This window comes from Streptomyces sp. CLV115, assembly GCF_038448545.1.
GTDB lineage: Bacteria > Actinomycetota > Actinomycetes > Streptomycetales > Streptomycetaceae > Streptomyces > Streptomyces sanglieri.
The window spans coordinates 1-9496 of the sequence record NZ_JBCEWQ010000231.1 but is presented as its reverse complement, the minus strand read 5'-3'; the positions used below and the strand labels follow the sequence as shown (position 1 = coordinate 9496).

Annotated in this window: 7 protein-coding genes; 6 read left to right on the top strand and 1 reads right to left on the bottom strand. The window is 72.8% G+C overall.

What is annotated here, in order from left to right; genetic code table 11:
* Window positions 1-2898, bottom strand: a 2898-nt coding sequence (locus AADR41_RS39485; protein WP_342287064.1) for a non-ribosomal peptide synthetase, incomplete at its 3' end; no start/stop codon positions are given.
* Between the two features lie 367 nt (window positions 2899-3265).
* Between AADR41_RS39485 and AADR41_RS39480 the strand changes: the two genes are divergently transcribed.
* The 6 genes from AADR41_RS39480 to sbnB all read left to right on the top strand — a co-directional run bounded on the left by AADR41_RS39480 (window position 3266) and on the right by sbnB (window position 9305).
* Window positions 3266-3736, top strand: a complete 471-nt coding sequence (locus AADR41_RS39480) for a cobalamin B12-binding domain-containing protein (RefSeq protein ID WP_342287063.1) — start codon at window positions 3266-3268, stop codon at window positions 3734-3736.
* Entirely contained in the window at window positions 3723-5006 is a 1284-nt protein-coding gene (locus tag AADR41_RS39475) for a methylaspartate mutase (protein WP_342287062.1), read from the top strand. The genes AADR41_RS39480 and AADR41_RS39475 overlap by 14 nt, the downstream gene beginning before the upstream one ends.
* 82 nt (window positions 5007-5088) lie before the next feature.
* Entirely contained in the window at window positions 5089-6105 is a 1017-nt protein-coding gene (locus AADR41_RS39470; RefSeq protein ID WP_342287061.1) for an asparagine synthetase A, read from the top strand.
* A complete protein-coding gene (locus AADR41_RS39465) occupies window positions 6102-7328 on the top strand; it encodes a glutamate synthase-related protein (RefSeq protein WP_342287060.1) in 1227 nt (408 codons plus the stop codon). Before AADR41_RS39470 ends, AADR41_RS39465 begins: the two co-directional genes overlap by 4 nt.
* Window positions 7325-8272 carry a 2,3-diaminopropionate biosynthesis protein SbnA gene (sbnA, locus tag AADR41_RS39460; RefSeq protein WP_342287059.1) on the top strand — a complete coding sequence of 316 codons (948 nt, stop codon included), beginning with the start codon at window positions 7325-7327 and terminating at the stop codon, window positions 8270-8272. The genes AADR41_RS39465 and sbnA overlap by 4 nt, the downstream gene beginning before the upstream one ends.
* 25 nt (window positions 8273-8297) lie before the next feature.
* Window positions 8298-9305, top strand: coding sequence for a 2,3-diaminopropionate biosynthesis protein SbnB (sbnB, locus tag AADR41_RS39455; protein WP_342287058.1), 1008 nt, complete (start codon window positions 8298-8300; stop codon window positions 9303-9305).
* The last annotated feature ends 191 nt before the right edge of the window (window positions 9306-9496 follow it).

Below are 9496 nucleotides of genomic sequence, written 5' to 3'. Positions count from 1 at the left end.
CCCCCCCCCCCCCCCCCCCCCCCCCCCCCCCCCCGGCCCGGTGGCCAGGTCGAACGGCTGTCCCGCCGCCTCGCGCAGCATCTCGCGCGCGGCGCCCGCACCGAGATGCCTGGCGTCGTGGACGTCCACCGCCACCTCCCGCACGGCATCGACGACCTGGAACGGGTGTCCGGTGGCGTCCGCGACGAACCGGGTCCGCAGGATCTCGTGCGAGGCGGCCAGGGCCGTCAGTGCGGCGCCGAACGCGGCCGGCTCGAACTCCCCCTCGACCCGCAGCCCGACCGGGATCGCGTACTCGGCCCGACCCGGCGCCAACTGGTCGAGAAACCAGAGGCGTTGCTGCGCGAAGGACAGCGGCAGCGCACCCTCCGACCGGTCCGCCCGCGGGATCGCCGCGCAGGTCCCCGGATCCAGCGCGTCCACGGCCGTCGCCAGCAGCGCAGGCGTCGGCGCGTCGAACAGCGTCCGGTACGGCACGTCCACCCCGAGATCCCGGCGCAGCCGGGAGGCGACCCGGACGGCCAGCAGGGAGTGACCGCCCAGCTCGAAGAAGTCGTCGTCCGCGCCGACCTCGTCGACGCCCAGCAGTTCGGCCCAGATGCCGGTGACCGCCCGCTGGGTGGGTGTACGCGGCGCGGCGAACGCGGCGGAGAGGTCCGGGCGGTGGCCCTCGGGTGCGGGCAGCGCCCGCCGGTCCACCTTGCCGTTCGGGGTGAGGGGAAGTCGCTCCAGCACGACGTACCGGGCGGGCAGCATGTGCTCGGGCAGCTCCCGCGCCAGCGCCGCGCGCAGCCCGGCCACGGCCACGGCCGTGCCGCCGGCCGGCACCAGGTACGCCACCAGCCGCTTGTCGCCCGGAACGTCCTCGCGGACCACGACCGTGGCAGCCGCCACGGCCGGCCGGGACAGCAGGGCGTTCTCGATCTCTCCGAGTTCCACCCGGTGCCCGCGCAGCTTGACCTGGTCGTCCATCCGGCCCAGGTAGACCAGCCGCCCGTCCGGCAGCCACTTCACCAGATCGCCGGTACGGTACACGCGCGCCCCGGGATCGGCCGAGAACGGGTGCGGCACGAATCGCAGCGCTGTCAGTTCGGGCCGGCCGAGGTAGCCGAGTGCCACGTTGACGCCGCCGATCAGCAGCTCGCCGGGCACTCCGACCGGCTGTACCTCACCGTGCGCGCCGACCACGTACACCTCGGTGTTGTCGATCGCCCGGCCCATCGGCACGTGGTCCGCCGCCGGGTCCACCGACACCGTCCGGCCGACCACATTGCCGACGGTCGCCTCGGTCGGCCCGTACTCGTTGACGATCGCGGTGTCCCCGGTGCCCAGGGCCAGTGTCCGGTGTGCCAGCGCCGGTGTCAGGTCCTCGCCGCCCGCGACCACCGTGGCGATGCCGTGCCGGACGCCGTCCTGTTCCAGCCGGGCGGTCAGCAGCTCCAGGTGCGAGGGCGTCGCCTTCAGGAAGCTGATCGGAACGCCGGTCGCGACGATGTCTACGGCCGCGTCGAACACGCCTCGTCCCGGCTCCGGCTGCGGCACCACCAGGCACAGCCCCTGCACCAGCGGCAGGAACAGCGCGGTCACCGTCAGGTCGAAGGCCGCCGACGAGCACAGCAGCGAACCGATCCGTGCACCGGGCGCCGGAGGATAGTTCCGGTCGCACCAGTGCAGGTAGTTGACGACGCCCCGGTGCCCGACCCGCACGCCCTTGGGGCGGCCCGTCGAACCCGAGGTGTAGATGACGTACGCCAGGTCGTCCGGGCCCGCAGCGGCGACCGGGACGGTGCCGGTGCCGGCCGGCCACTCCCGGTCGGCCAGCAGCAGTGCGGTGCCCGGCGCGAACAGGCCCGCGTGCGCGGACTGCGTCACCACCACCGGCGCGGCACTGTCCTCGACCATGTACCGCAGCCGATCGGCGGGGTAGGCCGGGTCCAACGGCACGTAGGCGGCACCCGATTTGAGCACGCCGAGCAGTGCGCACACCAGGTCCGGACCGTGGTCCAGGCACACCGCGACCAGCGCGCCGGGGCCGACGCCCCGCTCCGCCAGGTACCGCGCCAGCCCCTCGGCGCGCTCGTCCATCTCCCGGTAGGTCAGCCGCTGCCCGCCGTGCTCCAGGGCCACCGCGTCGGGCCGGAGCGCGGCCCGCTCCCCCACCAGCCGGTGCACGGTCGCGGTGTCCGGGAACTCGGACCGCGGCCCGTTCCATTCGGTCAGGATCCGGTGCCGCTCCGGCTCCGTCAGCATCTCCAGCGCACTGAGCGGATCATCCGGCGCGTCGGCGGCGGAACGCGCGAGCGTCGCGAGGTGCCCCGCCATCCGCTCCGCCGTGGCCCGTTCGAACAGATCGGTCCGGTAGCCGAGGACACCGCTCAGCCTCCCGCCGTCCGCGACGACTTCCAGGGTGACCTGCGCGTCCGGCGGGAACGCGGCGGCCTCCCGGTCGGCCGGGCGCCACGCGAACCACGCCACCGCGCCGCCGACGGCGTCCGCCGGCACCCCGAGCGGCACCGGACCACGGCCGGCGGCGTCCGCCATGCCCCGCGCGACATGCGCCAGGGCCTCGGTGAACGCCGGGTCGCCGGCCGCGCCCCGCACCACGGTCGCCGCAGCCGTCTCCCGCGCGCCGTCCGCCAGAACCGCCACCGGAACGTCCCCCCGGCCGGCGTGCCGCGCCAGCAGCGTGTGAAACACCGTCAGCAGGACCGTGGGCAGCTCCACGCCCCGGTCGCGGGCCAGCGCGGCCAGCGCGTCGGCGGTGCGGGCGGGCACATCGAACGGGATCCGGTCCGCGAGGCCCGGTCCGTCGTCCGACGGCCGGCGGTCCGACGGCAGTTCCAGCGGCTCGATGCCCGCCAGTGCGTGCCGCCACTCCCCCAGCTGGTGATCAGCCACCGTTCACTCCCCATCGTCAGGACATCGTCAGCGGTACAAGCGGTTCAGGGCGGCACGTCGCACGGCGCGGGGGCGGGGCGGGGCCCCGGGCGGGCCGGGTACCGTGCCGCCGGCAGAACCGCGACCGCCGGCGCCGAACGTCCGCGACGAGCAGGCTAGGAGGCGCGGACGCGCGCCCCCAGTGGACACAAATGACGCGCCTCGGGATGGCCACAACTGCCCAGTGCCGCTCGCGATCACCGCTATCCACCATGGACGGCGTCACTAGTGCACAGCCCGGACGCCCACACGGAGGGCGATTTCACGGGTACCCGGCCCGATCGCAGCGGTCGCGGCCCCATCACGGTGTCGAGAGGAAAACCCGGTCGTGTACCCGCATCGCCAGCCCCCGGACAGCCCGCGCCACGCAGTCCTGACCACCATCGCCTCGGACTCACACACCTGGAACCTGCTCTTCTTGCAACTACTGCTGGAGGAAGAGGGCTGGGAGGTCACCAATCTCGGCGCGTGTGTCCCGGTCGATGTCCTGATCGAGGAGGCCACGGCCCGCCCGCCCGGCCTCATCGTCGTCAGCACGGTCAACGGACACGGCGCCGAGGAGGCCCCGGGCCTGGCCCGCGCGGTGCGCGCCGTACCGGCGTTGGCCGGGGTGCCGCTCGTCGTCGGAGGCAAGCTGGACACCTCGGGCACCACCGCCCCGGAGGTCCATGCCTCGCTCACCGACGCCGGTTTCGACGCCGTTCTGACCGGTGCGAACGCCGTCCCGGGACTGCTCGCCCTGCTTGAGGCCCTGCCCGACCACCGGCACGGAAAGTCCCACGCCGATGCCGTCCGCTGAACCCGACCTCGCCGGCGGCGCCTTCCACCGCTTCATTGCCGACGCAGCCCGCACCGGCAGCCTCGTGGTGCAGCCCCGTATGGGCTTCGCGGACCCCGCCCGGATGCGCACCGGTCTGATCGCCACCCGTGCCGCCGACGCCACCACCGTCGGCACCCTCACTCTGGACAGTTTCACCCGCGTCGGCGACTACGCCGCCGCTGCCCGCGCCGTCGCCCAGGGCCACCACCTGAACGGCTATCCGCTGGTCAGCATGCCCATCGAGACCACCACCGGGCTCCTCGACGGCGTCCACGGAGCCGGTTTCCCCGTCCAGGTACGGCACGGCTCCGCACGGCCCGGCCGGATCGTCGACGCTCTCGTCGCCGCCGGACTCGACGCCACCGAGGGCGGCCCCGTCTCCTACTGCCTGCCCTACGGCCGCACCCCGCTGGCCACCTCGGTCCGCGCCTGGGCCGACGCGTGCCGCAAGCTCGCCGCGCTGCGCGAGGCGGGCGGCGAACCGCACCTGGAGACCTTCGGCGGCTGCATGCTGGGCCAGCTCTGCCCGCCCTCCCTGCTCGTCGCCCTCTCCGTCCTGGAAGCCATGTTCTTCCGCCAGCACGGCCTGCGCAGCATCTCCCTCAGCTACGCCCAGCAGACCAGCCGCGAACAGGACGAGGAGGCCGTCCACGCGCTGTGCGCCCTCGCGGCCGACCACCTCCCGGACACCTCCTGGCACGTGGTCGTGTACGCGTACATGGGTGTCTACCCGGAGACCTGGGACGGTGCGCTGCGGCTCGTGTCGGACGCCGCCCGGCTGGCCGTGCGCACCGGCGCCGCCCGGCTCATCGTCAAGACACCGGCGGAGTCGGCCCGCATCCCCTCCGTCGAGGAGAACGTCATCGCGCTGGAGACCGCCGCCGCTGCCGCCCGCACCACGCGGCCGGCCGCCGCGCCGCCGTCCACCGGCATCGAGGCGGAGGCCCGCTCCCTCGTCGAGGCCGTCCTGAACCTGCACGACGACCTCGGCCAGGCCCTGATCCGTGCCTTCGCGCACGGCTACCTCGACGTCCCCTTCTGCCTGCACCCCGACAACGCGGGGCGCACCCGCAGCTTCATCTCCGACCGCGGCCGGCTGGAGTGGTCCCGCACCGGGTCGCTCCCGCTCGGCCGGCCCACCGCCGCACAGCCGTCCCGTCGGCTGACCTCGTCGGGACTGCTGCAGGCGCTCAACCACGTCAAGAACCGCTACGACGACCCCGCCGCCCGCCTCGACAGGGCGAGCTGATCCGAGCGGCCCCGACCCGGTGGCCCTCCGCCACCGGTGGCTGTGCCCCCGACCGGCAACGACAGGACAGGACATGACAGACATGACACTTCAGACAGATCTCCCGTCGGCGCCCGAGGCCGCCGTCGCACTGCCCTCCCCTCTGGAGCATCTGCGCGACCCGCGCACCCGGGCGGCCCTGCGCATCCAGCAGGCGATCGTGGCCGGTGCCCGTTCCTTCCTGCGCTCCGACGGCGCGGTGGAGATGGCCCACCCGATCATCGGCCCGGTCACCGACCCGGGCTCGCGCGGCGCCAAGCAGGTCGACGTCGACTACTACGGTCACCGCTACAAGCTGATGACCAGTGCCATCCTCTACAAGCAGGCATCGCTGCTGGCCTTCGACCGCATCTTCCTCATCGCGCCCAACGTCCGCCTCGAACCTGTCGAGACCAGCAGCACCCGTCGTCACCTCACCGAGTTCCGGCAGATCGACGTCGAGTACGCGGGCGCCACCCGGGACGACGCCATGGGTGTCGCCGAGCAGCTGGTCCGCCACGCCGTGACCACCGTGGTCGACGAGTGCGGCGACGACCTCGCCGTCCTCGGCCGCGACCCCGACGTCCTGCGCCGCCTCGTGGCCCGGCCGTTCGCCCGCGTCCCGCACGGCGAGGTCGTCGACGGCCTGCGCCGCGACGGGTACCCGCAGGCCGCCGGCACCGAGATCGAGTGGGAGGCCGAGGAGCGCATCTCCCGCCGGGCCGACGCCCCGTTCTTCATCGTCGGCTACCCCAAGGGCTCCCGCGGCTTCTACGACAAGGAGAGCACGACCGAGCCCGGCACCCTGCTCAACTTCGACCTCATCGCCCCCGAGGGCTGCGGCGAACTGTGCAGCGGCAGCGAGCGCGAGTACGACTACGCGGCCCTGGTCACCCGGATGCGCGAAACCGGCGAGAACCCCTCCAAGTACGCCTGGTACCTCGACGTCGCCCGGCACGGCATCCCCAGCAGCGCCGGCTTCGGCATCGGCCTGGAGCGCCTGACCCGCTGGGTCACCGGCCTGGACTCGGTCTGGCGGGCCACCGCCTTCCCGAAGATCGCGGGGGTCGTGTCGCCGTGACCCAGCTGGCTGCACCCGGCCTGCCCGAGGACACCGTCCGCGCCCGGGCCCGCGACGGCGCCGCCGCCGTCTTCCCGCCCCTGAACAGCTACGGCACCACCGTCTTCGGCGCCACCCCCGAATCCTCCGGCGACGAGATCGACGGACTGCGCCTGGTCCCGCCCGTCTTCATGCCGGGCCGCCTGGCCGAGCTCATCGACCTCGGTCGCGAACCCCTCTACTCCGATGTCCGCCTCGACACCGCCCTCGGCGGCTTCACCGCCCCGCTGCCGGTCTACGTGTCGGCGCTCGGCTCCACCCGCGTCACCGGCACCGGCCTCGCCCTCAGCCGCCAGGCCGGACGGCTCGGCATCCCCATGGTCATCGGCGAGAACGTCGCCCCCATGAACGGCTTCCGCTCCAGCGGCGACGACCACCGCAAGGGCCTGCTGGAACGCGTCCAGGCATACTGCGAGGAACTCCCCGACGGCGTAGGCGGCATCTGTGTCCAGCAGAGCACCGAGGACGCCGACTCCGAGGTCTGGAACCATGTCTACAGCGACCCCGCCGTCACCGACCTCCTGACCAGCGGCCGCCTCGGCTTCGAACTCAAGGTGGGCCAGGGTGCCAAGCCCGGCCTCGGCGGCCTCACCATGATCAGCGAAGCGGTCGCGGCCGACCTGGACGGACAGTACGCGGTCGAGCGGCTCGGCCCCGGCGCCTCTTCGATCCTGCGCTGCGCGAGCCCGGGCACCTTCACCGACGAGATCTTCCGCCGGCAGATCCAGCTCATGCGCAACAACTACCCGCGCGCACGCTGCTGGGTGAAGCTCTTCCCCGGCCGGGACATCGGCCGAGCCGCCACCGTCGCCTGGGACGCCGGTGCCGATGCCGTCGCCGTCGACGGTGCCGAGGGCGGCACCGGCTGGGCCCCGACCGGCTTCCTCGGCCATGTGGGACTGCCCCTCGCCGAATGTCTGCGCCGCGTCGAACCCGCCGGCCGCACCCTCCTCGCCAGCGGACGGGTCTGGGACGGCATCCGCGCCGTCAAGCTGCTCGCCCTCGGCGCCCGCGCCGTCGGCCTCGGCCGCGCCGCGCTGATCGCCGCCGACGAGGACCCCGAGCACGGCCTCGAACGCCTGCTGGACGCCATGGCGCTGGAGTTGCGCATGGCCGTCAGCGCACTGGGGCGCTACGCGGCGGAGGAGACCGGCCCCGAGGACCTCTGGGAGCCCCGGTCATGATCTACGAGCACACCTACGAGCTGGTCACCGACGACCTCTTCGTCCTGCTGCCCCGGATGGTGCCCGGCTCGGACCTCTTCCTGAAGATCGAGGGCCTCAACCCGGCCGGCTCCGTCAAGCTGAAGACCGCGCTGAGTCTCATCGAGGACGCCGAGCACCGCGGAGTCCTCACGCCGGGCGCCCGCGTCATCGAGTCCTCGTCCGGAAACCTCGGAATCGCCCTCAGCTCCATCTGCGCCACCAAGGGCTACCGCTTCACCTGCGTCGTCGATCCGAACACCAACGCCACCAGCATCGATCACATGCGTGCCCTGGGCGCCGAGGTGGTCGTCGTCGACACCGTCGACGCCAACGGCGGTTTCCTCCAGTCCCGCATCGCCCACATCCGGCGTCACATCGAAGCGGACCCGACCGTGGTCTGGCTCAACCAGTACGCCAACCCGGCCAATCCGCGGGCCCATTACGAACAGACCGCACGCACTCTGCTCAAGACGGTTCAGCATCTCGACTACCTGTTCATCGGCGTCGGGTCCACCGGTACGTTCGTCGGCTGCGCCCAGTACCTGCGCGAGTTCTCGCCGCACACCCGGATCGTCGCGGTGGACGCCCGCGGCTCCGTCATCTTCGGCTCCGCCCCCGGCCCGCGACATATTCCCGGACTGGGCGCCAGCCGCGTCCCCGAACTGTTCGACCCCGGCCTCGCCGACGACGTGGTGCTGGTCGCCGAGGAGGCCGCCGTACGCGAGTGCCGGCTGCTCGCCCGCACGCACGGCCTGCTCACCGGCGGCTCGACGGGCTCGGTCCTGGCGGCCGTCCGCCGCAGCGCCGACACCATACCGGCCGGCTCCCGCATCGCCGCGATCTCTCCCGACCTCGGCGAGCGCTACCTCGGCACCGTCTACAACAACGACTGGGTCGAGCGGAACTTCGGCGTCCTCACCTGATCCAGCCCGCGAAAGGCAAGCACCGATGTCAATCTTCCACGTGATCGACGGCTCCGTTTCCCAGGATGTCATCGACTCCGCGCCGTCGGACGTCCTGGACCTCGTGCGGGAGACCTACCTCCAGCACAGCCGCGGGGACACCGTGAACCCCAACAGTCACTTCCTGCGCTTCCCCCACGATCCCGGCGCCCGGATCATCGCCCTGCCCGCCCACCTCGGCGGCGACTCGCCGGTCTCCGGCCTCAAGTGGATCGCCAGCTATCCGCAGAACGTGGGCCAGAACCTGCCGCGCGCCTCCGCCGTTCTCCTGCTGAACGACGCGGAGACCGGCTACCCGTTCGCCTGTCTGGAGGCGTCCGGCATCAGCGCCGCCCGCACCGCGGCGTCCGCCGCGCTCGCCGTGGAGACCCTCGCCGACGGCGACAGCCCGAAGACGGTGCTCTTCGTCGGCGCCGGCGTCATCGGCCGGACCGTCTCCGACTTCCTCGCGGCGCGCGGCACCGAAGTCCGCGAATGCCTGGTCCACGACCACGTCGACGCGTACGCCGAGACCTTCGCCGCCTACACCGCCGACACCCACGGGTGGCAGTCCCGCACCGTGGAGCGGGTCGACGCGGCCCTGGCCACCGCCGACCTGGTCGTCCTCGCCACCACCGCGCCGGCACCCTGGCTGACGGACCGGCAGACCCTCCTGCCGGGCCAGCTCATCCTGAACCTGTCCCTGCGCGACATCCACCCCACCGTCATGATCAAGTGCCACAACGTCCTGGACGACATCGACCACTGCCTCACGGCGCAGACCTCGCCCCATCTGACGGAACTGGAGCACGGCACGCGCGACTTCATCGACGGCACACTGGCCGACGTGCTGCGCGGCGATGTCACCCTGGCCCACGACCGCCCCACCGTCTTCTCCCCGTTCGGCCTCGGTGTCCTCGACCTGGCCGTCGGATACCACATCTACCGAACTGCCCTGCGCACCGGTCGCGCCACCGAGATACCGGGCTTCTTCCCCGGGTTGAAGCGCTGGTGAGCCGGGCGGCGCCGGCCGCATCCTCCGACGCCCCGGTCTCGTGCCTCCACCGCACACATGGTGGGACCACGAGACCGGGGCGTCGGCATGTGCGCCAAGAGGGCAGGGAGAAGAAGAGCGGATACGGGAGGACGGGCGGGGTGGCCACGTCACGGACAGCGGGAGCCGGGGGCAGTGCCGGACAGAGAGAC

What these genes read in the sequence shown, in the direction of transcription:
- sbnA (WP_342287059.1), top strand. Translation starts at nt 7,325, where the DNA reads ATGATCTACGAGCACACCTACGAGCTGGTCACCGACGACCTCTTCGTC.
- AADR41_RS39475 (WP_342287062.1), top strand. Translation starts at nt 3,723, where the DNA reads ATGCCGTCCGCTGAACCCGACCTCGCCGGCGGCGCCTTCCACCGCTTC.
- sbnB (WP_342287058.1), top strand. Translation starts at nt 8,298, where the DNA reads ATGTCAATCTTCCACGTGATCGACGGCTCCGTTTCCCAGGATGTCATC.
- AADR41_RS39470 (WP_342287061.1), top strand. Translation starts at nt 5,089, where the DNA reads ATGACACTTCAGACAGATCTCCCGTCGGCGCCCGAGGCCGCCGTCGCA.